Raw genomic sequence first — 24,186 nt, 5'->3', positions numbered from 1 at the left:
CCTCAGGAGGTGAGCGCCCGGAGGTTCTCCGGGAGCGGGACGGTGGTGGACTCGTGCGGCACGGGCGTGCCGTAGGCGGGTGCGACGGGCACCACGCCGGCCCAGTACGGCAGGCCGAGGTCGGCCTCGTCGTCGTCCGCGCCGTCGGCCCGGGTCTTGGCCGAGACCTCGTCGAGGACCAGCCGGAGCACGGCGGTCTTCGCCAGCTCCTTGGGGTTGGCCCGGCGGGTCCCGGCGGAGCGGCCGGGGACGACGTGGTCGACCAGCGCGTCCAGCGCGACGGCCAGCTCCGCCGGGTCGGTGACCTGCTCGGCGGTGCCGTGGGCCACCACCGAGCGGAAGTTGACGGAGTGGTTGAAGGCGGACTTGGTCAGCACCAGGCCGTCCACGTGCGTGACGGTGACGCAGACCGGCATGCCCTGCCCGCCGGAGGCGCCGCGCATCGGGCGGCTGCCGGTGGAGCCGTGGACGTACAGGCGGTCGCCGACCCGGGCGAAGATGGTGGGCAGCACCACCGGGGCGCCGTCCGCCACGAAGCCGAGGTGGCAGACCCAGGCGGCGTCCAGGATGGCGTGGATCTCCTCCCGCTCCCAGGTGGCGCGCTCGCGGTAGCGGGTCGGGGTGGTGCGGGCGTTCCGGGTGTACGCGGGCGTGTCCGACATGACAACCTCTATGTACTAGTGCATACTCTACTTTGTGCTAGGAGACTATACGATCAAGGGGCGACGGGCCAGCGAGATTGCCGCCGACGTCGAACGGGCAGTCAACGACGGGCAGCTGCCGCCCGGCGCGGCCCTCCCGCCACTGCGCGACCTGGCCGTCGAGCTCGGCGTCAACCCCAACACGGTGGCCGCCGCCTACCGCCTGCTGCGCGACCGGGGCGTGATCGAGACCGCCGGACGCAAGGGCAGCCGGGTGCTGCCCCGCCCGGTCACCACCCCGCGCGACCAGATCACCGTCCCGGTGCCGCCCGGCGCCCGCGACCTGGCCTCCGGCAATCCGGACCCGGCCCTGCTGCCCCCGCTGGCCCCCGCTCTGGCCGTGGCGGCGGCCGCGGCGGACGCCGCCCCCACCCTCTACGGGCACCCGGTGGCCGATCCGGCGCTGGCCGCGCTGGCCCGGGCCGGCTTCCTGGCCGACGGGGTGCCGGACGGCGCCCTGGCGGTCTGCTCCGGCGCGCTGGACGCGATCGGACGCATCCTCAACTCCCGGCTGCGGCCCGGGGATCCGGTGGCCATCGAGGACCCGGGCTGGGGCAGCCTGATCGACCAGCTGCCCGCGCTCGGGCTGCGCCCGGCCCCCGTCCGCCTCGACGACGAGGGCCCGCTGCCCGAGGCGCTGGAGGCCGCGCTGGCGGCCGGCGCCCGGGCCGTGGTGGTCACCGTCCGGGCGCAGAACCCGACCGGCGCCGCGCTCACCCCGGCCCGGGCCGCCGCGCTGCGCGCGGTGCTGGCCCGGCATCCCGGCACGCTGCTGATCGCCGACGACCACGGGCACGGCATCGTCTCGCAGGCCCACCAGTCGCTGGCCGGGGTCACCGAGGCCTGGGCGGTGGTCCGCTCGGCGGCCAAGGCGTACGGCCCCGATCTTCGGCTGGCCCTGGTGATGGGGGACGAGGACACCGTCGGCCGGGTGCTGGGCCGTCAGCGGCTGGACTCCGGCTGGGTCTCGCTGCTGCTCCAGCGCACCGTGGCCGAGCTCTGGCGCTCCGGCGCTGCCGCCGAGGTGGCCGCGGTCTACGACGCCCGCCGGGAGGCGCTGCTGACGGCGCTCGCCGGGCACGGCATCACCGGCCACGGCGCGAGCGGGCTGAACGTCTGGGTGCCGGTGGCCGAGGAGGCCGGGGCGATCGCCGCGATGGCCCAGCGCGGCTGGGTGGCCGCCCCCGGATCCCGGTACCGGATCCAGGCCCCGCCGGCCGTCCGCTTCACGGTGGCGGCCCTGCCGGAGTCGGAGGCTCCGGCGCTGGCGGCGGACCTGGCGGCGGTGCTGCTGCCGGGGCGGGCGGGATCCCGGCTGGGCTGAGCGGCGGGTGAGGTGACGGACCGCGGGCACCCGGTCCGTCACCTGCGGTGAGGGCAGGCGGCGAAGTAGTAGGTCGTCCAAGAAACTCGCGTCGGATACCTAGCGGTAACAACGGCGGACATGTCACATTCATCGCGCCACCGGCCGGCGGTACACCCTCACCAGCGCCTCCCGACCCCACTCCAGGGAGGCCGTTCGCAGGAGTTTCGCCGTGCTCGAAAACTGTCGAAGCATCAGAACCGCCGTGCGTCTGCTGGCCGCAGCCTCCCTCACCCTCCCGCTGCTGGCCCTCACCACCCCCGCGCAGGCGGCCACCGGCCCCACCGCCTCCGTCTCGATGGGGGACAGCTACATCTCCGGGGAGGCCGGCCGCTGGAAGGGCAACAGCGTCACCACCTCCGGCAGCCGGGCCGGCACCGACCGGGCCTGGACCGGCAGCGCCTACGACCCCACTCGGGTCTACGGCAGCAGCTACCCGGGCGGCTGCGACCGCTCCGACTCGGCCGAGGTGCGCAGCGCCACCGGCATCGCGCAGACCCAGATCAACCTGGCCTGCTCGGGAGCGGTCAGCAAGAACGTCTTCCGGGCGAGCAACGGCGGCCAGGCGTACAAGGGCGAGGCTCCGCAGGCCGACCAGCTCGCGGCGGTGGCGGCCGCCAACGACGTCAAGCTGATCACGCTCTCCATCGGGGGCAACGACCTCGGCTTCGCCGACGTGATCGAGACCTGCGTCAAGGACTACCTGATCTGGTACTCGTACTGCTACGACGACCAGCAGGCGGCGGTCGACTCCCGGATGCCGGCCGCGATGGCCGGGGTCGGCAAGTCGATCGACGAGATCCGCGCGGTGATGAGCGCGGCGGGCTACTCCGCCTCCTCGTACCGACTGGTGCTCCAGTCCTACCCCTCGCCGATCCCGCGCGGCGCCGACATGCGCTACCCGGAGAGCGGCTGGAGCCGGGCCGACACCGGCGGCTGCCCGTTCTGGAACGGGGACGCCGACTGGGCGCGGTCCTCGCTGGTGCCGCAGATCTCCAACGAGCTGGCCAAGGTCGCCAAGGCCAAGGGCGTGCAGTTCCTCGACCTGCGGGACATGCTGGCCGGCCGCGAGGTCTGCTCCAAGGCCACCCGGCAGGCGACGTCGAGCTCCGCGCCGAGCGCCACCACCAGCGAGTGGGCCCGCTTCGTGGACGCCGGCCTCTCCGCCTCGCAGGGGGACACCCGGGAGTCCATGCACCCGAACTACTACGGCCAGCTGGCGCTGGGCCGCTGCCTGACCCTTCTCTGGGCCAGGAGCGGCGACCAGTACTGCCGCAACACCGCCGGACAGGACGCCAACGGGATGTACCTGACGGCCCGTTGAGCCCACGACAGGAGCCCCCGCGCGGTGCGCGGGGGCTCCTGTCGTACGCCGGGGGTCAGCCCTTGGCCAGCAGGGCCTGGGCGTGCTCCCGGACCTGATCCCTGGTCAGATAGGCGTCGGTGTACTCGAAGTCGCGCAGCCGGGCGGGCTGGCGGGCCAGGAAGCCGGTGCGGACGAAGTCGTCGCCGGCGGTCGCGTTCAGCAGCCAGTTGGCGCCGACCCGGAACTTCGCGGCGTTGGTCCGCATCGCCATCATGTGGTAGCCACGGGCCACCAACTGGGCCGGGACGCCCCGGAGTTCGACGCCGACCGGCTTGGAGACCGCGTCCTTGCCGCCGAGGTCCACCACCAGGCCGAGGTCCTTGTGGTAGTACGGCTCCAGCGGCTGGTTGCGCAGCGCGGCGGCCAGGTTGTCGGCCAGCTTCTTGCCCTGGCGGGCCGAGTGCTGGGCGGTCGGCGGGCAGACCGCGCCGTCGCCCTTGGCCAGGTCCGGCACGGCCGCCGCGTCGCCGAGCGCGAAGACGTTCTCGAACTGCGGCACCCGCATCTCGGCCGTCACCGCCACCCGGCCGCGCACCGTCTCGGCGTCCAGGGTGCCGATCAGCGGGCTGGCCGCCACGCCGGCCGTCCAAATCAGCGTCCGGCAGGGCAGCACCCGGCCGTCGGTGAACTTGACGGTCTCGGCGCCGACTTCGGCCACCGAGACGCCGAGCGAGACGTCCACGCCCCGGCCGCGCAGCACCTCCATGGCGCTGGTGCCGAGCTTGTCGCCGAGCTCGGGCATCAGCTTCGGGGCGATGTCGATCAGGTGCCACTTGATCAGCCGGGGGTCCAGCCGGGGGTAGCGCTTGCTGGCCGCCGTGGTCAGCCGCTGGAGGCAGGCCGCCGTCTCGGTGCCCGCGTAGCCGCCGCCGACCACCACGAACTGCAGCCGGGACTCCCGCTCGCGCTGGTCCAGGGTGGCCGAGGCCAGGTCGAGTTGGGCGATCACGTGGTCGCGCACGTAGGTCGCCTCGGCCAGCGTCTTCATGCCGCGCGCGTAGTCGGTCAGGCCCGGGATGTCGAAGGTCCGGGTGACGCTGCCGGGGGCCAGCACCAGGTAGTCGTACTTCTCCGCGACCACCTCGTCGGTGATCTTGCGGACCACGCAGACCCGGGAGCGCGGGTCCACCCCGATCGCCCCGCCGGGCAGGATGTGGGTGCGGCGCAGGGTGCGGCGCAGCGAGATCGCCACCGACTGCGGGGTGAGCACACCGGCCGCCACGTGCGGCAGCAGCGGCAGGTAGAGCTGGTAGTTGAACGGCGTGACCAGCGTGATCTCCGCCTCGGAGGGGGCGAGCTTGCGCTCCAGCCGGCGCGCGCACTCCAGACCGGCGAAGCCGCCGCCGACGATCAGGATTCGAGGTCGTGCCATCGTCCATCCTTAAGTCTTGTGGTCCGAGGTCGGGCCGGATGGTCCGAGGTGGGCCGAGCCGTGCCGGGACAACTGCACGCCACCCTTCCACGGGCGCTGACGGGTTGCCACCGGGAGAGGCACTAGGGTGATCGGGTGCTTCAAGAAGTGACGGCGGTCCGGTACGTGACGCCCCTTCGGGAGGGCGGGTCGATGCCCGGCCTGGTCGAGGGCGACGACCGACGGCTCTACGTGCTCAAGTGGTCCGGTGCCGCGCAGGGCCGCAAGGCGCTGGTGGCCGAGGTGCTGGCGGGGGAGCTGGGGCGCGGCCTCGGGCTCCCGGTGCCGGAGCTGGTGCGGATCGACCTCGATCCGGTGCTGGCCCGCAGCGAGCCGGAGGTGCAGATCCAGGACCAGATCCGGGCCAGCGGCGGGGTCAACCTCGGGATGGCCTTCGTCAGCGGTGCGCTCAACTTCGACCCGCTCTGCTTCGAGGTGGACCCCGGGCTGGCCGGGCGGGTGCTCTGGTTCGACGCGCTGATCGGGAACGTGGACCGCTCCTGGCGCAACCCCAACCTGCTGGTGGCGGCCGGCGGCCTGCGGCTGATCGACCACGGGGCCAGCCTGATCTTCCACCACCACTGGGCGGGGGCGGCCTCCTGGACGGCCCGCCCGTACGACGCCTCGGACCACGCGCTGCGCGCCTTCGCCGCCGGACTGGCCGCTGCCGACGAGGAGTTGGCGCCGCCGGCGAAGGAGGCCGTCGAGCGTGCGGTGGCCCTCGTCCCGGAGGAGTGGCTGACCGACGAGCCCGGATTCGACTCGCCGGCCGAGGTACGGGCCGCGTACCTGGCCCAGCTCTCCGCCCGCCTCGCCGGGCCGCGCGACTGGCTCCCGGAGGTGCCCGCCCGATGACCGGTCAGCTGCACGACTACGAGTACGCGGTGATCCGGGCGGTGCCCAGGGTCGAGCGCGGAGAGTTCGTCAACGTCGGGGTGCTGCTCTACTGCCGGCACTCCTCGCACCTGGCCGCCCGCACCCACCTGGACCAGGGCCGGCTGTTGGCGCTGGACCCGGTGGCCGACGTCGCCGGGGTGCGGAAGGCGCTCTTCGGCATCGAGGCGGTCTGCGCGGGCGGCACCGAGGCCGGGCCGGCCGCCGGGGACAGCGCCGGGCAGCGGTTCCGCTGGCTGACCGCGCCGCGCAGTGCGGTGGTGCAGCCGAGCCCCGTGCACACCGGGCTGACGGCCGACCCGGAGGCCGAGCTGCGCAGGCTGTTCGAGCAGCTGGTGCTCTGACGCGGTCCGACCCGGACAGTTCCTTCACCGGCTCGAAACTGGAGGAACTCAAGCGACTGTGCGTACCCTTGCGGCATGGGCACCACCACCCCTCCCTCCACCGCGGACCTGATGGAGGCGGTCGCCGCCGTCGGCACCGCCTACTTCCAGGACTTCGCGGCCGCCGCCGCCCGGCACGGGCTCAGCTCGTCCCAGGCCAAGGCCCTCAAGTCCCTGCGCGAGCCCGTCCCGATGCGGGCACTGGCCGGACGCCTCGGCTGTGACGCCTCCAACGTCACCGGCATCGTCGACCGCCTGGAGGGCCTCGGGCTGGCCCACCGGGAGGCGTCGGCGGGCGACCGCCGGGTGAAGATCGTCACCGTCACGGAGAAGGGGCTGGAGGTGCTGGAGCAGGTCCACCGCGACATGGCCCGGGCACACCGCGCCTTCGCCTCGCTCAGCCCCGAGCAGCGCACCGCGCTGGACGGGCTCTGCCGCCAGGTGCTCCCGCTGCTCACCGGCTGACGCGGACCCGGCGCACCCGGCCGGCCTCCGCACGCCCCTCGCGGGACCGTGCACGAGCCCTCCGCAGCGGGGACCCCGGGTGCCATCATGGCGCGGGGCCGGACGGGGGACGGGGCCGGCCCGAGCCGACCTTGGGGGGTCCACACCGATGCAGCTCTTCAACCCTGCCGGTCCGGGTGCCGTGGCACCGACCTACACCACCAGCCACCCGCTGGAGGCGCAGGAGTTCGTCAACGACCCGGCGGCGCACGTCGGCTACACCTTCCGGAACGCGGCCGGTGCGCCCAACCTGGTCGCGGCCCCGGCCGGCACCGGGTTGGCGGTCTCGCAGAACGGCCGGTTCGCGGTCGAGTCGGCCGACCTGACCCGGCGTCAGCCGAAGTACTTCTTCGCCGACCCGGCCGCGCTGCCGGGGTGGAACAAGGTGCTGGCCAGGGCCGGGTCGGAGTTCCAGCTCTTCGCCGAGCCGACCCGGACGGTGACCTTCACCCTGCCCGGCGCCCCGGCCCCCACCACCCTGGTGCGGGTCCGGCAGGCCAACCTGAGCCTGCACACCGGCGGGAGCAACGCCACCATGAGCGAGAACTGCGACGTGGTGGTGCAGAACGTCACCGGCTCGGTGCACCCGCCCAAGCCGGTGCTGGCCCGCCCGGTCTTCCTCGGCAGCACCACCACCGAGCGGACCGTCTTCGGCGAGTACCACCTGGCCAACCACCTGGTGCAGGCTGCGCCGATCGCCGACCTGCCGGCCGCCGCCCCGGCCCGGATCGCCCGGCAGGACCTGATCGCCCGGCACTACGGCGAGGACCTGCACACCCTGGCCAACGGCGGGGTGCTGCACGCGCCGAACATCGCGGCCGACCTGCTGGCCCTCGGCCTGAACCGGCACGCCCGGCCGACCGCCGTCGGCCAGGGGCTCTACACCACCTCGCTGGGCACCGCCCACCCGCACGCACCGGCCGGGCAGCAGGTGCAGGACTACGCCCACAACCGGCTGCTCTCCCACCCGGTGACGCTCAACGGCCGGGTCTGGGGCTTCCACTGGGGCGGGGTGGTCGCGGTGGACGGCACCGACCACCTGACCCTGGAGAACTACGCCCGCACCGCCGAGAACTCGGCCGGCGCCGCCGACCACCTCGGCTACTTCCAGGCCTATGGCGCGGCCCCGGGCCAGGACTGGCACACCCGGTGGACCACGCCGAGCGCGCACGGCAAGCAGTTCGCCAACCCGCTCACCATGGTGGTGGAGCCGGACGGGCTGCGCGGCCTGGCCGCCTGGTCGGCGGCCGACAAGTCCAACTTCGCGGCGGTCGGCCACGCGGCGGACAACGGGGCCCTGACCAGGGCGCTGCTGAACGGCCTCGACTACGCCAACGTGCACCTCCACGCCGCCTCGCTGACCGAGGAGTACGCCGACAAGAACCGGCGGATCGGCTGGCTGCAGGAGCTGAACGGCCTGCTGGCCGCCCCGCCGGCCTGGATCGACGACTCGACCAGGGCGCTGCTCCAGCACGTGCGGACGGAGATGGTGAAGGTCAAGTCCGGACTCTGACGGCCGTCCGGGCCGGCTCGGCCGACGGTCCGGGTCAGTCGACGGTCAGGACGATCTTGCCCCGGAGGTGGCCCCGCGCGGCGTGCTCGTGCGCGGCGGCCGCCTCCCGGAGCGGGAAGACGGCGTCCACGGCGGGGACCACCTCCCCGGCGTCGATCCGGGCGCCGAGCTCGGCCAGGTCCGCGCCGCTGGAGCGGACCTGGAGGAACGGGGCGAGGGTGACGCCCAGCCCGGCGGCGCGCTCCGGGCGCTGGTCGGCCAGGTAGACCGAGCTGAGCGCGCCGCCCGGGCGCAGGGTGTCCAGCAGCAGGTGGGCGTCCGGCCCGCCGACGGTGTCGAGGACGAAGTCGGCGTCCCGGACGGCGGCCGAGGCCGGGCCGGCCTCGCGGTCCACGAAGAGGTCGACCCCGAGCCCCTCCAGGTACTCGCGGTGCCGCCCGGACGCCACCGCGACCACCCGCTCGGCCCCGGCCGCCCGGGCCAGCTGGACGGCGAAGTGGCCGACCCCGCCGGCCGCGCCGTTCACCAGCACGGTGCCCCGGACGTGCTCCGCCAGGTGGTGGAAGAGGAACTGGTGCGCCGTCAGGCCGGCCATCGGCACCCCGGCGGCCGTGACGTGGTCCAGGGTGGCGGGCTTGCGGGCCAGGTGGGCGGCCGGGGCGGTGGCGTACTCGGCGTAGGCGGCGCCCCGGCCGGGGAAGTTCACCAGCCCGTACACCTCGTCGCCGACCTGCCACTCCGTCACCCCCGGGCCGACCTCGGCCACCGTGCCGGACAGGTCGGAGCCGAGCACCACCGGCAGCGGCCAGACCGGCCGCAGCGCCTCGGGGACCTTCCGGAAGCCCTCGCGGACGTGCATGTCCGCCGGGTTGTAGCCCGCCGCGCGGACCCGGACCAGGACCTCGCCCGGGCCCGGCACCGGCCGGGGCAGCTCGGTCCGGGTCAGCCGCTCGGGGCCGCCGAACTCGGTGATGCGGATCGCGTGCATGGTCGGCACGGTCATGTCCCCTCCCTGGGAACGACGGAGTGGCAGGGCTCGGTAGAATGCGGAGCACTGCTCCGGAAATTGAAACGGAGCAGTGCTCCGAATGTCAAAGGGTGGATCCGCCATGTCTGCTGAGCCCTCGTCAGGGCCGGTCCGCGCGCCGCGCGCGGACGCCGTCCGCAACCGCGAGCGGCTGCTGGAGGTGGCCGCCGAGGTGGTCGCCGAGCAGGGCACCCAGGCGTCGCTGCGCGACGTCGCCCGCCGGGCCGGGGTCGGGCTCGGCACCCTCTACCGACACTTCCCGAACCGGGAGGCGCTGCTGGAGGCGCTGCTGCACCGGCGCTTCCGCGCGCTGGCCGAGCGGGCGGCGGAGCTGGGCGCGGCCGACGCGGCGCCGGAGCGGGCGCTGCGGGAGTGGCTGTACGAGTTCACCCGGGAGGCGGGGGCGTACCAGGGGCTGCCGGCCACGCTGGTGGCCACCCTCGGCGACGTCGACTCGCCGCTGCACGCGGACTGCCTGGCGATGCGGGCGGCCGGCGGGCGGCTGCTGACGGCGGCTCAGCGGGCCGGGGCGGTGCGGGCCGACGTGACGCCGCTGGACCTGTACGCGCTGAGCAACGCGCTGGGGTGGGTGGGCGGGCAGTCCGAGCAGCTGGCCGGGCGGCGGGACCACCTGTTCGAGCTGCTCTTCGCCGGACTGTCAGCCGGGCTGTCGGCCGGGCGTGAGTAGGGTGCTACGCGCGTAGTCAAGTCCTTGGGCCGATCCGCTGCGAACCGTCCCGACCTGGACTGTTAGGCTTGCGAAGCGTGAGCGCGAAGCCCCAGATCCCCAATGTCCTGGCCTCCCGGTACGCCTCGGCGACCCTGGCCCAGCTGTGGTCCCCCGAGCACAAGGTGGTCCTCGAGCGCCACCTGTGGCTGGCCGTCCTGAAGGCCCAGCAGGACCTCGGCATCGAGGTGCCCGAGACCGCCGTGGCCGACTACGAGCGGGTGATCGACCAGGTCGACCTCGGCTCCATCGCCGCCCGTGAGCGGATCACCCGGCACGACGTGAAGGCCCGGATCGAGGAGTTCAGCGAGCTCGCCGGGCACGAGCAGATCCACAAGGGCATGACCTCCCGGGACCTGACCGAGAACGTCGAGCAGCTCCAGATCCGCCAGTCCCTGGAGCACGTCCGGGACCGCACGGTGGCCGTCCTGGTCCGCCTCGGCGCGCTCTCCGCCCAGTACGGCGAGCTGGTCATGGCCGGCCGCTCGCACAACGTGGCCGCCCAGGCCACCACGCTCGGCAAGCGGTTCGCCTCGATCGCCGACGAGCTGCTGGTCGCCTTCGCGCGGCTGGAGGAGCTGATCGCCCGTTACCCGCTGCGCGGGATCAAGGGCCCGGTCGGCACCGCCCAGGACATGCTGGACCTGCTCGGCGGCGACGCGGAGAAGCTGGCCGAGCTGGAGCAGCGGGTCGCGGCCCACCTCGGCTTCGAGAACGTCTTCACCAGCGTCGGCCAGGTCTACCCGCGCTCGCTGGACTTCGAGGTGGTCACCGCCCTGGTGCAGCTGGCCGCCGGCCCGTCCAGCCTGGCCAAGACCATCCGCCTGATGGCCGGCCACGAGCTGGTCACCGAGGGCTTCAAGGCCGGCCAGGTCGGCTCGTCCGCGATGCCGCACAAGATGAACACCCGGTCCTGCGAGCGGGTCAACGGCCTCGCGGTGATCCTGCGCGGCTACGCCTCGATGACGGCGGAGCTGGGCGGCGACCAGTGGAACGAGGGCGACGTCTCCTGCTCGGTGGTCCGCCGGGTCGCGCTGCCGGACGCGTTCTTCGCCTTCGACGGCCTGCTGGAGACCTTCCTGACGGTGCTCGACGAGTTCGGTGCCTTCCCGGCCGTGATCGAGGCCGAGCTGGACCGGTACCTGCCGTTCCTCGCCACCACCAAGGTCCTGATGGGCGCGGTGCGGGCGGGCGTCGGCCGGGAGACCGCGCACGAGGTCATCAAGGAGCACGCGGTCGCCTCGGCGCTGGCGATGCGGGAGGGCGCGCGGGAGAACGCGCTGCTCGACCTGCTGGGCGCCGACGACCGCATCCCGCTGGACCGGGCCGCGCTGGACGCGCTGCTGGCCGACCGGCTCTCCTTCACCGGTGCGGCCGGTGCCCAGGTCGCCGAGCTGGTCCGCCGGATCGAGGCCGTCGCCACGGCGTACCCGGCCGCGGCCAAGTACGCGCCGGGGGACATCCTCTGAGCTAGGCACGGTGCCCGGCAGGGCGAGCACCAGGGGCGCGGGGACCCGCGTGCCGGGGTACGGCGGCAGCCGCTGACGGTGGGTCAGCGGTGGTGCGCCGCCCTCCGGTCCGCGCGGGTCCCCGCGCCCCCGTGCGTCCGCCCTGCCGGGCACCGTGCCTGCCCGGGGAGCCTTGCGGATCAACCGTGGGGTTGACGACGGTGTGGTGGCGGATCGTTAGCCTTCGGTCGGTGGGGTGGAGGACGGCGATCGGGCGACGGGGCCTGGAGGTGCTGGCCGCCGGGGCGTTCGCGGTCGGCAGCTGTGTCGTGGGTGCCGGGTACGGGTTCGACCCGGCGGGGTACCTGCTGACGCTCGGCATCGCCGCACCCCTGGCGTTCTGCGGGCGTTACCCGTTCACGGCGGCGGTGGTGGCCTGCGCCGGGTACGCCGGGTACCTCGCCCTCGGGCACCCCCCGTCGGTGAACTGGTGGAGCCCCCTGCTGACCCTGCTGGTGGTCTGGGAGTCCAGGCCCGGCCGGCCGGCCGTGGTGGCGCTGCTGCTCACCGCCGCCGTGGTGGTGCAGAGCGGGATCGCCGGCGGCCTGGCCCCCGGGGCGGTGGCCGCCCAGGCGGCGCTGGCGCCACCGGGCGCCGCGCTGATCGGATGGTGGCTGCGGCGGATGACGGACCGGCAGACCGCGCTGCGGCTGCTGTCCCAGGTGCTGGCCCGTGAGCAGGACGCGCTGGCACGCCGGGTGCTGGTGGACGAGCGGATCCGGATCGCCCGCGAGCTGCACGACCTGATCGCCCATCGGATGGCGGTGATCTCGGTGCAGGCGGGGCTGGCCGGGTACGTGTTCACCTCGGACCCGGCGGCGGCCCGGCAGGCGGTGGAGACCATCCGCGGCGTCAGCCACGAGGTGCTGGCGGAGCTGCGGGGGCTGACGGACGCGCTGCGGGACGATCCGGAGGGCGGCGGCCGGACGGCCGCGCCGTTGGACGCGCTGCCGGGGCTGGAGGAGGTGCCGGTGCTGGTGGACCGGGCGGTCCGGACGGGGAGCCGGGTGCAGTACCGCCGGAAGGGTGGGGGCGAGCCGCTGCCGCCGGGGGTCGAGCTGTGCGTCTACCGCACGGTGCAGGAGGCGCTGGCCAACGTGGCCCGGCACGCTCCGGGGGCCAGCACCGAGGTGCTGGTGGAGCGGACGCCCCGGCGGCTGGTGGTGACGGTGCGCAACGCCGGGGACGGCGAGCGGGAGTGCCTGCCGCCGGGGGGCCCGGCCGGGCACGGGTTGATCGGCCTGCGGGAACGGGCGAGGATCAGTGGCGGCGAGCTGACCGCGGGGATGACCGGGGACGGGGGGTTCGAGGTCCGTCTCGTGCTCCCCCTACGGCCGGATCAGCCTGCGGCACGAGGGAGTTGACGGGAAGTGGGTTCGTGACGAACGTCCTGGTGGTGGACGACCAGTACCTGGTCCGCGCGGGGGTGGCGGCGCTGCTGCGGGCGGCGCCCGGCTTCGGCGAGGTCTGGGAGGCCGGCAGTGGCGAGGAGGCGTTGGCCGCCGCCGCCCGGCACCGGCCCGAGCTGGTGCTGATGGACATCCGGATGCCGGGCATGAACGGCATCGTGGCCACCGAGCGGCTCCTGGCCCCGGGGCCAGGACCGGGACCGGGGTCGGGGCCGGCGGGGGACCGGCCGTGCGTGATCATGCTGACCACCTTCGACCTGGACGAGTACGTCTACGCCGCGCTGCGCGCCGGGGCCAGCGGCTTCCTGCTGAAGGACACCCCGCCGGAGCGGCTGCTGGCGGCCATCGCCACCATCGCGGCCGGGGACGTGCTGTTCGCCTCGGCGGTGACCAGGCGGCTCGTGGAGGCGTTCTCGCCGCCGGCCGGGCCCTCGTCGGCCGATCCGGTCCTGGAGCAGCTGACGGGGCGTGAGCGGGAGGTGCTGACCTGGGTCGCGCGCGGACTGTCCAACGAGGAGATCGCCGCCCGGCTGGTGGTCAGCGAGGCGACCGTGAAGACCCACCTGCACCGGGTGATGACCAAGCTCGGCCTGCGCAGCCGGGCCCAGGCGGTGATCACCGCGTACGAGGCCCGCCTGGTGGTGCCGGGCACACCGGTGGACTGAGGCACGCCGCCGGGCCGGGCAGCTCGACGGGCCGGGCCGGGGCAGGTCGGTCGTGCACGGAAGTCAACCCGTTGGTGTACACCACTGACGAAGTCTCAACTCCGGGGTGGATGCACCGCCCCGGACGGCCCGGCAGGATCGGCGTTGGCTCACGGGGAGCTCGGACCGCCCCCGGCCGGGTGCACGGGGGTCACTCGGACGGGGGCCGGTCCAAGGGCGGCGCGGAGCCGTCGCAGTACCACGCGCAGGACGGCTCGGCGGCCTCGTGCTCCGGTTCCAGGGCCGAGCGTGGGACGGTGAGGGCGGAGAGCGCCGCGCCCAGCACCAGCAGCCCGGCACAGGCGTACATCGCGGTGCCGAAGGCGTGGTCCACCCGGGCCGGGTCGAGGTAGGCGTCACCGGTCAGCCCGGCCAGCGGTGGCAGGGCGGCCACCGCCAGCAGGCCGGCCGCCCGGGCCGCCGCGTTGTTCACCCCGCTGGCGATGCCCGCCCGGCGCACCTCGACGGCGGCCAGCACGGTCGCGGTCAGCGGGGCCACCAGCAGCGTCATCCCCGAGCCGAGCACCGTGACGGCGGGCAGCACGTCCCGCCAGTACGAGGCGCCCGGTCCGATCCTGAGCAGCAGCAGGACCCCGCCCGCGCAGAGCAGCGGCCCGAGCACCAGGGGCAGCCGGGGCCCGACCCGGTGGCCGAAGCGCCCGGCCCGGCCGGAGTACGCCAGCATCAGCAGGGTGATCGGCAGCAGCGCCAGGCCGGCGGTCAGCGGGGTGAAGCCGGAGACGGTCTGCAACTGCACCATCAGCAGCAGGAAGATCCCGCTGAACGCCGCGTAGACGCAGAGCGTGACCAGGTTGACGGCGGAGAACAGCCGGGAGGAGAACAGCGTCAGCGGCATCATCGGCTCAGGGCTGCGCCGCTCCACCAGGACGAAGGCCACCCCGAGCGCGGCGCCCGCCACGCCGAACAGCCAGGACAGGCCCCGTCCGGCCTCGGTGAGCGCGTAGGTGAGGCCGGCCAGCGAGAGTGCGGCCAGCACGGCGCCGGGGACGTCGAACCGGCCGGAGGCGGATTCGTCCCTGGTCTCCGGGACGTGACGGGCCGTCACCGCGATCACGGCGGCGGCCAGCGGCAGGTTGAGCAGGAAGACCCAGCGCCAGCCCGGCCCGTCCACCAGCCAGCCGCCGAGGAACGGGCCCGCCGCCGCGCCCACCCCGCCGAGGCCGGACCAGACGCCGACCGCGCCGGAGCGGTCGTCGGGGTGGAAAGACGCCTGCAGCATGGCCAGCGAACCGGGCGTCAGGAGGGCGCCACCCACGCCCTGGAGGGCGCGGGCCGCGATCAGCAGCCCGGCGGTCGGGGCGAACGCGCAGAGCGCGGAGGCGGCGGTGAACCAGACCACGCCGACCAGGAAGACCCGACGGCGGCCGTAGCGGTCGCCGAGCGAGCCGCCGAGCAGGATCAGGCCGGCCAGGGTGAGCAGGTAGGCGTTCACGGTCCACTGGAGCGCGGCCATCGAGGCGTCCAGGTCGGCGCCGATCCGGGGCAGCGCGACGTTCACCACCGTGCCGTCGAGCATCGCCATGCCGGAGCCGAGCGCGGTGGCGGCGAGCACCCAGCGGCCCCGGGCGGTGCCGAGGCGCAGGCCCTCGGCGGGGTCGGTGGTGTCGGCGGGGGGTGTGGTCTCCACGGGGTGATCCTCCTCCGGGGCGGAGGCTTCTGCCAGCTCCGGCGCGGACTGCGGCGGGTCGGCGCCGGTGCTCCTGCCAGTCGGCGGTGGCAGGCTCCCACCCCTGACGGTGACGGTGTCCGGACAACGAAGCTGGGGCCCTCCCGACCCCCACTTCGGAGGCTGATGATGAAGCGTCAACTGGTCCGTTGGTCCTCGCTCGCGGCCGGCGCCCTGCTGGCGACCGGTGCCATGGCGTTCCCCGCCCAGGCCGGGGAGGTGACGCCGGGCGTGGTCGGCGGCACCCGGGCCGCCCAGGGCGAGTTCCCGTTCATGGTGCGGCTGTCGATGGGTTGCGGCGGCGCGATGATCACCCGTCAGGTGGTGCTGACCGCCGCGCACTGCGTCGGCGCCACCGGCAACAACACCAGCATCACGGCCACCGTCGGCCAGGTGGACCTGCAGAGTGCGAGCGCGACGAAGATCAAGTCCACCAAGGTGTACCGGGCCCCGGGCTACTCCAGCGCCTCCAGCGGCAAGGACTGGGCGCTGATCAAGCTCGCCTCGGCGGTGCCGGCCGCCGTCACCACGCTGCCGATCGCCTCCACCACCGCCTACGACAGCGGCACCTTCACGGTCGCGGGCTGGGGTGCGGCCAGCGAGGGCGGGGCGCAGCAGCGCTACCTGCTGAAGGCCAACGTGCCGTTCGTCAGCGACGCCAGCTGCGCCTCGGCCTACCCGGGCCTGGTCCAGGCCGCCTCGCTCTGTGCGGGCAACCTGGCCAGCGGCGGGGTGGACACCTGCCAGGGCGACTCGGGCGGCCCGATGTTCCGCCGGGACTCGGCCAACAACTGGATCCAGGTCGGCATCACCAGCTGGGGCGAGGGCTGCGCGCGGCCCGGCAAGCCGGGTGTCTACACCCAGGTGAGCACCTACGCCTCGGCCATCTCGGCCGCCGCCGCCACGCTCTGACGGTTCCTCGGGACGGCCCCTCCACCACGCGGTGGAGGGGCCGTCCGCCGTCTGCGGCGGCCCTCCGGGCGGGGCGTGTGGGCGGCCGCCCCGGAGGGGGAGGATGCGGGGGATCGAGCGGGGCTGTGGGTGAAGCGGTCTGTAGTGGTCGGTTCCGCCGCTTGTTCCCTGCCGGGGCCGGTACCTGAGGCATCGGCAGGACGGGTGGCCGGTGGTCGGGCGAATGCCTGACGCCCTGCCCGGGCCGGTGGCCGACGCGCGGTGCCGTGCTCGGGCCCGGGGCCGGCTTCCCCGTACGGGCCCGATCCGGCCCGTAGCCCGTACGGCCCTCCCCGGGTGCGTTGCCGGGGGCTGTACGGGCTGTCCCGCGCGAGCCGGGTGGTGCGGCCCGTCTGCCGGACGTCCTCGCTCCGACGCACCGTCAGGTGGGCCCCGGCGTCCGTCCGGGGCACCCGTCGTCCCGGTCCGCTGGCGTTCGGTCCCGGAGCGTCCGACCGCAGGTCCGCCGCCCGTTCCCGCAGGGCTCCTGTCCCCCTCGGCCGGAAGCGCGCCGCAGGTAGGTGCGGTCAGAGGTGCCGGTGCCGGGCGAGCCAGCGTTCGGACTGGCGGCGCTCCTCGGCGACGCGGCCGGGGGCGGCCGGGACGCGGGCCAAGGCGGTGGCGGCGGCTTCGGGTTGGCCAGCCCAGGCGAGGGCGCCGGCCAGCCGGGCGGTGATCAGGCTGCGGTAGTGCTGCTGCTCCGGGGGGAGGTGGGTCAGCCCCTGCTCCAGGGCGTCGACGGCGATCCGGGCGTGGGCGCGGCGGCCGGTGCGGACGGCGAGGTCGCGGTGGCAGGTGCCGTGGGTGAGCAGCAGCAGGGTGCCGGCCTCGGCGGACGGGGCGGCGGCGGTGCGGTCGGCGGCGCGCTCCAGGGCGGCCTCGGTGGCGGCGCGGTCCCCGGCGAGGGCGTGCCCCCGGGCCTGGGCGAGGGCGGCCCGGGCCTCGGCCACCGCCCGGCCCGAGCGGGCGGCGTGCGCGGCGGCGCCACGGGCGGCGCCGAGTGCGGCGGCCGAGTGCCCGCCGGCCCAGTGCACCGCGCTCTGCCGGGCCAGCAGCAGCGCCGCGACGGCGAGGTCGTCGGCGGCCAGGGCCCACTCCTGGCCGCAGTCGTACCAGGCGAGCGCCCGGCCGTACTCCAGCCGGTCGAAGCGGGCCCAGCCGGCCAGTTCGGCGTAGCGGGCGGCCAGCGCGCCGAGCCGGGCGCGCTCGGCGGCGGGGGCGGTGCGCTGCTGACGGGCCGCCAGCCGGGTGTGGTGCTCCAGGACGTCGACCAGGGGGTGGCCGCCGACCGCGCGGGCGGCGGTGCGGTAGGTCGTGAGCAGCTGGGCCAGGGTGTCCGCTCCGGGGCCTGCGGCCAGGCTGCGGCTGTGCTGTGAGAGCCGCCGCCGCTCGCGCTCCACCTGCGGCCAGAGCTCGGCCAACTCGCCTTCGGTCTCCAGGAGTTCGTCTATCCGCTCGGCCATCCCGGCGGGTGGCCAGCGGCGGGTGTTCTCGACCCGGCTGATGTGCGAGTCGTCGTAGCCGAGGCGGCGGCCGAGCTCGGCCTGGCTGAGGCCGCGGAGCAGGCGCCAGTGGCGCAGCCGGGCGCCGAAGTCGGAGCGGGCCGAGGCGGGTTGGTGCAGCTCGACGGACACGGGACCTCCAGTGGGGGCTGTCCAGGGGTGTCCAGTGGGGTGGACGTCTGGGGGTGGACAACGGGTGGGCGAGGCGCTGTTCCGGGTCAAGGGCCGGGCAAGACCGGGTGAACGGACGGTGTGAGCCTGACAGATAATTGTCATGGACAGGTATCCCCGGAATGCCGAGAACGTCAAACCGACACGGGCCGCCTGACCGTCCGTCAGCCGGGCGCCGCCGTACGCTGCGGAGCGGAGAGGCGGTGATCGCACCGATGGAGCCATCCGGTCCGGACTGGGACGCGCTGGCGCCGCACTGGCGGCCCGGGCACCGATCGGCGGAGGACGATGCCGCCGCCGAGCGGGAGTTGGCCGCCATGCGGGCCACCGCCGAGCGGGTGGCCGGCGGCGGGATCCGGGCGGCGGTGCTCGGGGTCAACGACGGACTGGTCACCAACCTGTGCCTGATCCTCGGCGTGGCGGGCGCCGCCGCCGAGCCGGGGACGGTCCGGCTGTCGGGGCTGGCCAGTCTGGTGGCGGGGGCCCTCTCGATGGCGGCCGGCGAGTGGGTCTCGGTGCGTGGCCAGGCCGAGGTGGCGCGGGGGATGGAGCAGTCGCTGCACGAGGCGTGGCGGCTCTCACCGCCGGTGGTGCTCGGGCACCTGACGGCCAGTCTGCGCGAGCGCGGCCTCGACCGGGAGACGGCGGTGCGGGCCAGCCGGGGGGTGATGACCGGGCGGGCGGCCTCCCGGGCCGGCACCCGGATCCTCGCCGGCGTGAGCGCCGAGGACGCCGGATCGCCCGTGGTGGCGGCGGTCTCCTCGCTGCTGCTGTTCGCGGTCGGGGCGCTGCTGCCGCTGCTGCCGTGGTTCTTCGCGGCGGGCGACGGCGCGGTGCTGGCCTCGGTGGTGATCACCGCGCTGGCCTCGCTGGTGGTCGGCGGCGCACTCGGCCGCAGCGCGGGACGGGGCGCGGTGCGGACGGCGGGCCGTCAGCTGCTCATCGTCGCGCTCGCCTCGCTGGTCACCTACGGTCTGGGCCGGCTGGCCGGGACCTCCGTGATGTGAGGGCGGTCCGCTCCGGAGGGGGCGCACAAGGGGAGCGCACAGGGGGCGCGCGGGAGCATGGCGCGGGTGTGATCACCGAGGTGCGTTGCCTGCGGAGGAGCGGGACGGAAGGGTTGGGGACGGACCGCCCACGCGGGTGGGCGGCCGGTCTGCGAGGGGCGTGGAATGACGGCGAAGGTCCTGATCGTCACGGGTGACGCGGCGGAGTCGCTGGAGGTGCTCTACCCGTACCAGCGGCTGCGCGAGGAGGGCTACGAGGTGGTGGTCGCCGCGCCCTCGAAGAAGACGCTCCAGTTCGTGGTGCACGACTTCGTGCCGGGCTTCGACACCTACACCGAGAAGGCCGGCTACACCTGGCCGGCCGACCTCGCCTTCGCGGACGTCGACCCGGCCGAGTACGTGGCGCTGGTCATCCCCGGCGGCCGGGCGCCCGAGTACCTGCGCAACGACGCGGACGTGCAGCGGATCGTCGCCCACTTCCTGGGCGCCGACAAGCCGCTCGCGCAGATCTGCCACGGCCCGCTGATCACCCTCCCGGGCGGTGCCCTGACGGGCCGTCGTACCGCCGCCTACCCGGCGCTGGAGCTGGACGTGACCGGCGCGGGCGCGGTGTACGAGGACGCGGAGGCCGTGGTGGACGGGCAGTTGGTCTCGGCCCGGGCCTGGCCGGACCACCCGGGCTGGATGCGGGCCTTCGTGCAGATCCTGCGGGAGAAGGCCCCGGTGGAGTGAGCCGACCGGATGCCGGCCGGACGCCCCGCAGCCCTCGATGGGCTGCGGGGCGTCCGGCGTGGGGGCGGGCGCCGGGCGGCGGCGCGGGTTAGCGTCGGGGCATGCACGTGGTGATCGCGGGTGGACACGGGAAGATCGCGCTCAAGCTGGAGCGCCTGCTGTCGGCGCGCGGGGACACCGTGACCGGCCTGATCCGGTCGGCCGGGCAGTCCGCCGACCTGACGGCGGTCGGTGCCCGGCCGGTGGTCTGTGACCTGGAGGCCGTCTCGCCGGACGACCTGGCGGGCGGGCTGAGCGGGGCGGACGCGGTGGTGTTCGCCGCCGGGGCCGGGCCGAACAGTGGCAGCGCGCGGAAGGACAGCGTGGACCGGGCGGCGGCCGTGTTGTTCGCCGACGCGGCCGAACTCGCCGGGGTGCCGAGGTACCTGATGATCTCCACGATGGGGATCGAGCGGGCCGGGGCACCGGGCATGGAGCAGGAGTTCACCGACTACCTGCGGGCCAAGGGTGCGGCCGAGGACGACCTGCGGGCCCGCCGGATCGGCTGGACGGTGCTGCGCCCCGGCCCGCTGCTGGACGAGCCGGGCAGCGGGTACGTCCGGCTGGCCGTGCCCTCCCTGCCGATGGCTCCCGTCCCCCGGGAGGACGTGGCCCGGGTGCTGCTCGAACTGCTCGACGCGCACGCCGCCGTCGGCCGCACCCTGGAGCTCACGGCCGGCGCCGAGCCCGTCGCCGAGGCCGTCCGGGTGGCGCTGGCCAGCGCCTGACGGGCCGTCAGACTGCTTCCCTCGAAGCCCGATTCGCGGCACGGTGCCATGGTGACGGGCGGAGGGGGTGCGCAGAGGCCGAGGGCGACGGTGAGGGCCGGGCAGGCCGGCGGAGGAGCGGACCGACGGATGGGCGGGGGCCGGGCCGCGCTGCTCGTGCCGGGCCCGACGCTGTACGGCCTGACGCATCCTCAGGACGGGCCGTCGAGCTCGGGCGGGACCTCCGGCCTGCACCGAGCGCGCCGGCCGGCGGTCAGTCCGTCCGGGCGGCGCCTTCGCGCACCCCGGGGCGGGCCGGCGCCCCGGACTCCGGCTCGGTCTCCGTCTCGCTCTGGGCCCGGGTGCGGCGGTTGGCCAGCACCGCCAGCAGGAGGGCGAGGGCGAAGACCGCGGTGCAGGCCAGGGCGGCCTGGAAGTACGCGGTGCCCGAGTCGGCGGCGGAGCTGTTGAGGTAGATGCCGGAGATGGCCGAGATGCCGACCGCGGCGGCGATCCGCTGGGACATCTGGAGGATCCCGCCCGCCACCCCGGCCGCCTCGGCCGGGGCGTAGCGGAGCACCTGGGCCTGGTTGGGGGAGACCACCAGGCCGGCGGCGGCGCCGGTGCAGAGCTGGCCGAGGCCGAGCAGCACGGGCAGCCAGGGCGTCGTGGTCCAGAGCGCGGCGAGGCCGCTGAGCAGCACGGCGGCCAGCGCCAGGGTGAGGCCGAGCGGCACCACGTGCGCGCCGAAGCGCTGCACCGCCCGCCAGGCGAAGGAGGAGACCACGGCCATCGCCAGCGCGGAGGGCAGGGTGACGGCCGCGGCGGCCAGCGGGGAGAGGCCGAGGCCGTCCTGGAGGAACATCACCAGCACCAGGCTGCCCGCCAGTGAGGCGCCGAACTGGGCCATCGCGGTGAGCGTGCCCAGGGTGTACGGCGCGGAGCGCGGCAGCGCGGGGTGGATCAGCGGCTGACGGCCCGTCGCCACGCAGCGCCGCTGCCACCACACCAGCAGCCCGGTCAGGGCGAGCGCACCGGCGCCGAGGCCGAGCTTGACCGGGAGGCCGGCTGGGGTCACGAAGGGGAGCATCACCGTGACGGTGATCGCGGCGGTGAGCAGCAGGCCGAACGGGTCGAGGGAGACCGGGGTGGCTGCGGCGCCGACGGCGCGCGGGGCGGGGCGGGGCAGGTGACGGATCGCCAGCAGCAGGGTGGCCAGACCGGACGGGGCGCTGATCAGGAAGGCCAGCCGCCAGCCCCACTCGGGGCCGGCCAGCGCGATCAGCGCGCCGCCGAGCGGCGGCCCGAGGGCGATGGCCACCGCACAGGTCACCTGGTAGAGGCCGAGCGCCTTGGTGCGGGCCGGGCCGGTGAAGACGTCCTGGAGGGTGCCGATCATCTGGGAGTTGACCAGACCGGCCCCCGCCCCCTGGAGCAGCCGGACGGCGACCAGCAGCCAGGCGTCGGTGGCGGTGGCCGCGACCAGGCCGGCCAGCACGAAGAGGGCGATCCCGGCGACGAAGAACTGCTTGCGGCCCCGCAGGTCGCCGAGCCGCCCGCCGGGTATCAGGGCCAGGCCGAAGGCCAGCGAGTAGCCGGCCACGATCCACTGGATCTGGGTGGGCGACGCGTCGAGGGTGCTGCGCAGCGCGGGGACGGCGATGTTGAGGACGGAGTTGTCCAGCATGGTGGTGAAGCCGCCCGCCAGACAGACCGCGAGGATTCGGTTCTGCTTCGCTGTTCTGTGCACTGACGGAGGTTAGCCGGTGGACGGACCGCAGGGGAGGTGTGGGTCAGGTCCGTCCCGTACTCGTGCACCTTTCGCGCTGTGCTCCTGCCGGTCTCACCCCGCAGGCGCAGGTGTGGGCCCGGGCGCGGGCGCAGGTGCGGGGGGCATCGGATCCGGGACGGGGTCCGGGAGCGGGGTGGGGGCCGGGGGCCGTGGTTCGGGGCTCGGCCCGGGGGCGGGCGGCTCGGGGAGCGGCGGGCGGGTGTCCGGGCGGGGCGGGCGGACGTCGGGGTCCGGGGGAACGGGCACGGTCATGGCGGCCTCCTCGGGTTCGGTGGTTCGCGCCTACCCGGCTGCGGGCGGGTGACACCTCGGCTTGCTCCCCGGTGTGCGGACCTGTCCGGTCAGGCTGTCCGGTCATGAGCGTTCAGGTGGGAATCGCCCGGGAGGCGGACGGCGAGCTGGTGGCCGCGTTCGCCCGTCTGCTGCCGCAACTGTCCTCCTCCGCCGTGCCGTTGGACCGGGAGGCGGTGGCCCGGCTGCTGGCCTGCTCGGCGAACACGGTCCTGCTGGCCCGGTTGGAGGGGCGGATCGTCGGCACGCTGACCCTGGTGCTGCTGCCACTGCCGAGCGGGCAGCGGGCCCGGATCGAGGACGTGGTGGTGGACGGCGCGGCGCGCGGCCACGGGGTGGGGGCGGCGCTGACCGCCGAGGCGGTGCGGCTGGCGGAGGCGGCCGGGGCACGGACGGTGGACCTCACCTCGCGGCCGTCCCGGGAAGCGGCCAACCGGCTGTACGAGCGGGCCGGCTTCGAGGTGCGCGGGTCGGTGGTCTACCGGCGGACGGCGGGGGTGTCCCGAGGTCCCGGAACGGGCGGGGTGGCCTGACGGTCCGACGGGTGGCCGCCGGTGCCCTGGGCTGCGAGAGTGAGCGCCGGCCCCGCCGTACGGCGGCGGCAGCGGCGGAAGGAGCCACGGGGGATGGACGCGGTGCGGGCGGTGAACGCGCTGACGGCGCGGTGGGCCGAGGTGGAGCGGGGTGCGCCGGGCACGGTGCTGTCGGGGCTGGGGGTGTGGCCGCTGCTGGCCTTCCTGGCGACCGGTGCGGAGGGACGGGTACGGGCCGGGCTGGAGCGGGCGGTCGGCGCTCCGGCGGGCCGAGGTGCCCAGCAGGCACGGGAGTTGATCGCACTCCTGAAGGGCACCGAGGGTGTCGGTGCGGCCGTCGGGCTGTGGACGGCGGAGGACCTGGTGCTCGGCGCCGAGTGGCTCGCGGGGCTGCCCGCCGACAGTCACGGGCGGTTGAAGGACGGCCGGGTGACCGAGGGTCCGGACTTCGATGCCTGGGCGAGCCGGCACACCGACGGTCTGGTGCCGCGCTTCCCGCTGCGGCCGACGCCGTGGACCAGGCTGGTGCTGGCGAGTGCACTGGCGGTGCGGACCACGTGGCACCACCCGTTCACCGAGGGCCCGTTGAGCCCCTCTGCGGGCCCGTGGGCGGGGCTGCGGCTGGCGGGGCTGCGGCTCGCGGTGCCGGCGGTGGACCTGCGGCCGGGGGGACTGCTGCTCCGGGAGACCTCCGCCGGGCCGGTCACCGAGCTGCGGCTGCCCGGCACCGGCGGGGTGGAGGTCCGCCTGCTGCTCGGGGTCGAGGGGGCGGAGCCCGGCGCGGTGCTGGCCGCCGCGCTGACGGCACCCGAGGGCGGGGTGCCGATGGCGGAGCTGCCGGACGGCGAGCCCGGCCCGGGTCTGGTCGTCGGCATCGCCGACGGCACCGGGCCCGGTGACCAACTGCTGGTCACCACCGTGCCGTTCCGGGTCTCCGCCGACCACGACCTGCTGGCGCGGGCGGAGCTGTTCGGCCTCGGGGCGCCCGGTCCGTTCCCCGGGATCTCCCCGGCCGATCCGCTGGTCGTCGGTGCGGCGGCCCAGGCGGCCACCGCGGAGTTCTCGGCGGAGGGGTTCCGGGCCGGGGTGGTCACGGCGGTGGCCATGCGGCGCGGGATGCCGCTGCTGCGCCGGGTGCGGACGGTGCGGGTGGCCTTCGACCGGCCGTTCGCCTGGGTGGCGGTGCACCGGGCGACCGGTATGGCGATGGTCGCCGGCTGGCACACCGAGCCGGTGCCGGCCGCCCGCTGACGGAGCGTCGGGC

At 75.2% G+C, this 24,186-nt stretch carries 22 protein-coding genes; 16 read left to right on the top strand and 6 right to left on the bottom strand.

What is annotated here, in order from left to right; genetic code table 11:
- Nucleotides 1–2: 2 nt before the first annotated feature.
- Nucleotides 3–662, bottom strand: a complete 660-nt coding sequence (locus ACIRBX_RS05355) for a pyridoxamine 5'-phosphate oxidase family protein (protein WP_402293839.1) — start codon at nt 660–662, stop codon at nt 3–5.
- 34 nt (nt 663–696) lie between these two features.
- On the opposite strand from ACIRBX_RS05355, the gene ACIRBX_RS05350 reads away from it, so the two are divergent.
- The gene (locus ACIRBX_RS05350; protein WP_402293838.1) at nt 697–2,025 is read left to right on the top strand and encodes an aminotransferase class I/II-fold pyridoxal phosphate-dependent enzyme; all 1,329 of its coding nucleotides are present in this window, start codon (nt 697–699) and stop codon (nt 2,023–2,025) included.
- 244 nt (nt 2,026–2,269) lie between these two features.
- The gene (locus tag ACIRBX_RS05345; protein ID WP_402293837.1) at nt 2,270–3,388 is read left to right on the top strand and encodes a GDSL-type esterase/lipase family protein; all 1,119 of its coding nucleotides are present in this window, start codon (nt 2,270–2,272) and stop codon (nt 3,386–3,388) included.
- Nucleotides 3,389–3,443: 55 nt separating this feature from the next.
- Here ACIRBX_RS05345 and ACIRBX_RS05340 read toward each other — a convergent pair whose 3' ends face one another.
- Nucleotides 3,444–4,802: an NAD(P)/FAD-dependent oxidoreductase gene (locus ACIRBX_RS05340; protein WP_402293836.1), complete on the bottom strand. Its 1,359-nt coding sequence runs from the start codon at nt 4,800–4,802 to the stop codon at nt 3,444–3,446.
- A 135-nt stretch (nt 4,803–4,937) separates the two neighbouring features.
- Here ACIRBX_RS05340 and ACIRBX_RS05335 point away from each other — a divergent pair, with 135 nt between their 5' ends.
- The 4 genes from ACIRBX_RS05335 (at nt 4,938) to ACIRBX_RS05320 (ending at nt 8,135) form a co-directional block, all read left to right on the top strand.
- A complete protein-coding gene (locus tag ACIRBX_RS05335) occupies nt 4,938–5,696 on the top strand; it encodes a HipA family kinase (protein WP_402293835.1) in 759 nt (252 codons plus the stop codon).
- Nucleotides 5,693–6,079 (top strand): DUF3037 domain-containing protein, encoded by a 387-nt coding sequence (locus tag ACIRBX_RS05330; protein WP_402293834.1) that lies wholly within the window; start codon nt 5,693–5,695, stop codon nt 6,077–6,079. The genes ACIRBX_RS05335 and ACIRBX_RS05330 overlap by 4 nt, the downstream gene beginning before the upstream one ends.
- Before the next feature lie 75 nt (nt 6,080–6,154).
- Nucleotides 6,155–6,583, top strand: a complete 429-nt coding sequence (locus ACIRBX_RS05325) for a MarR family winged helix-turn-helix transcriptional regulator (protein WP_402293833.1) — start codon at nt 6,155–6,157, stop codon at nt 6,581–6,583.
- Nucleotides 6,584–6,731: 148 nt separating this feature from the next.
- Nucleotides 6,732–8,135, top strand: a complete 1,404-nt coding sequence (locus ACIRBX_RS05320; protein ID WP_402293832.1) for a hypothetical protein — start codon at nt 6,732–6,734, stop codon at nt 8,133–8,135.
- Nucleotides 8,136–8,169: 34 nt separating this feature from the next.
- On the opposite strand, the gene ACIRBX_RS05315 is transcribed toward ACIRBX_RS05320, so the two are convergent.
- Nucleotides 8,170–9,138: an NADP-dependent oxidoreductase gene (locus tag ACIRBX_RS05315; RefSeq protein WP_402293831.1), complete on the bottom strand. Its 969-nt coding sequence runs from the start codon at nt 9,136–9,138 to the stop codon at nt 8,170–8,172.
- A gap of 106 nt (nt 9,139–9,244) precedes the next feature.
- Between ACIRBX_RS05315 and ACIRBX_RS05310 the strand changes: the two genes are divergently transcribed.
- From ACIRBX_RS05310 to ACIRBX_RS05295, 4 genes are all read left to right on the top strand, one after another.
- Nucleotides 9,245–9,850, top strand: a complete 606-nt coding sequence (locus ACIRBX_RS05310; RefSeq protein WP_402293830.1) for a TetR/AcrR family transcriptional regulator — start codon at nt 9,245–9,247, stop codon at nt 9,848–9,850.
- A 68-nt stretch (nt 9,851–9,918) separates the two neighbouring features.
- Nucleotides 9,919–11,358 (top strand): adenylosuccinate lyase, encoded by a 1,440-nt coding sequence (purB, locus tag ACIRBX_RS05305; protein ID WP_402293829.1) that lies wholly within the window; start codon nt 9,919–9,921, stop codon nt 11,356–11,358.
- A gap of 230 nt (nt 11,359–11,588) precedes the next feature.
- A complete protein-coding gene (locus tag ACIRBX_RS05300; RefSeq protein ID WP_402293827.1) occupies nt 11,589–12,761 on the top strand; it encodes a sensor histidine kinase in 1,173 nt (390 codons plus the stop codon).
- Nucleotides 12,762–12,775: 14 nt separating this feature from the next.
- Nucleotides 12,776–13,471 (top strand): response regulator, encoded by a 696-nt coding sequence (locus ACIRBX_RS05295; protein ID WP_402293826.1) that lies wholly within the window; start codon nt 12,776–12,778, stop codon nt 13,469–13,471.
- A 190-nt stretch (nt 13,472–13,661) separates the two neighbouring features.
- On the opposite strand, the gene ACIRBX_RS05290 is transcribed toward ACIRBX_RS05295, so the two are convergent.
- Entirely contained in the window at nt 13,662–15,158 is a 1,497-nt protein-coding gene (locus tag ACIRBX_RS05290) for a DHA2 family efflux MFS transporter permease subunit (RefSeq protein WP_402293825.1), read from the bottom strand.
- Between the two features lie 168 nt (nt 15,159–15,326).
- Here ACIRBX_RS05290 and ACIRBX_RS05285 point away from each other — a divergent pair, with 168 nt between their 5' ends.
- A complete protein-coding gene (locus ACIRBX_RS05285) occupies nt 15,327–16,109 on the top strand; it encodes a S1 family peptidase (protein ID WP_402293899.1) in 783 nt (260 codons plus the stop codon).
- 566 nt (nt 16,110–16,675) lie between these two features.
- Here the strand turns inward: ACIRBX_RS05285 and ACIRBX_RS05280 are convergent.
- Entirely contained in the window at nt 16,676–17,782 is a 1,107-nt protein-coding gene (locus ACIRBX_RS05280) for a helix-turn-helix domain-containing protein (protein ID WP_402293824.1), read from the bottom strand.
- Nucleotides 17,783–18,024: 242 nt separating this feature from the next.
- Here ACIRBX_RS05280 and ACIRBX_RS05275 point away from each other — a divergent pair, with 242 nt between their 5' ends.
- The 3 genes from ACIRBX_RS05275 (at nt 18,025) to ACIRBX_RS05265 (ending at nt 20,327) form a co-directional block, all read left to right on the top strand.
- Nucleotides 18,025–18,828, top strand: coding sequence for a VIT1/CCC1 transporter family protein (locus ACIRBX_RS05275; protein ID WP_402293823.1), 804 nt, complete (start codon nt 18,025–18,027; stop codon nt 18,826–18,828).
- 165 nt (nt 18,829–18,993) lie between these two features.
- Complete coding sequence (locus tag ACIRBX_RS05270) at nt 18,994–19,560, top strand: DJ-1/PfpI family protein (RefSeq protein ID WP_402293822.1); 567 nt, start codon at nt 18,994–18,996, stop codon at nt 19,558–19,560.
- 101 nt (nt 19,561–19,661) lie between these two features.
- Nucleotides 19,662–20,327 carry an SDR family oxidoreductase gene (locus ACIRBX_RS05265; RefSeq protein WP_402293821.1) on the top strand — a complete coding sequence of 222 codons (666 nt, stop codon included), beginning with the start codon at nt 19,662–19,664 and terminating at the stop codon, nt 20,325–20,327.
- A gap of 253 nt (nt 20,328–20,580) precedes the next feature.
- Here ACIRBX_RS05265 and ACIRBX_RS05260 read toward each other — a convergent pair whose 3' ends face one another.
- The gene (locus ACIRBX_RS05260; RefSeq protein WP_402293820.1) at nt 20,581–22,056 is read right to left on the bottom strand and encodes an MFS transporter; all 1,476 of its coding nucleotides are present in this window, start codon (nt 22,054–22,056) and stop codon (nt 20,581–20,583) included.
- Nucleotides 22,057–22,454: 398 nt separating this feature from the next.
- Here ACIRBX_RS05260 and ACIRBX_RS05255 point away from each other — a divergent pair, with 398 nt between their 5' ends.
- Complete coding sequence (locus tag ACIRBX_RS05255) at nt 22,455–22,922, top strand: GNAT family N-acetyltransferase (RefSeq protein WP_402293819.1); 468 nt, start codon at nt 22,455–22,457, stop codon at nt 22,920–22,922.
- 93 nt (nt 22,923–23,015) lie between these two features.
- Nucleotides 23,016–24,173, top strand: coding sequence for a serpin family protein (locus ACIRBX_RS05250; RefSeq protein ID WP_402293818.1), 1,158 nt, complete (start codon nt 23,016–23,018; stop codon nt 24,171–24,173).
- Nucleotides 24,174–24,186: the final 13 nt, after the last annotated feature.

Origin of the sequence: Kitasatospora sp. NPDC096147, from assembly GCF_044763225.1 — a bacterium.
In the GTDB taxonomy this organism is placed as follows: Bacteria; Actinomycetota; Actinomycetes; order Streptomycetales; family Streptomycetaceae; genus Kitasatospora.
This window is presented reverse-complemented; position numbering and strand designations above follow the sequence as displayed.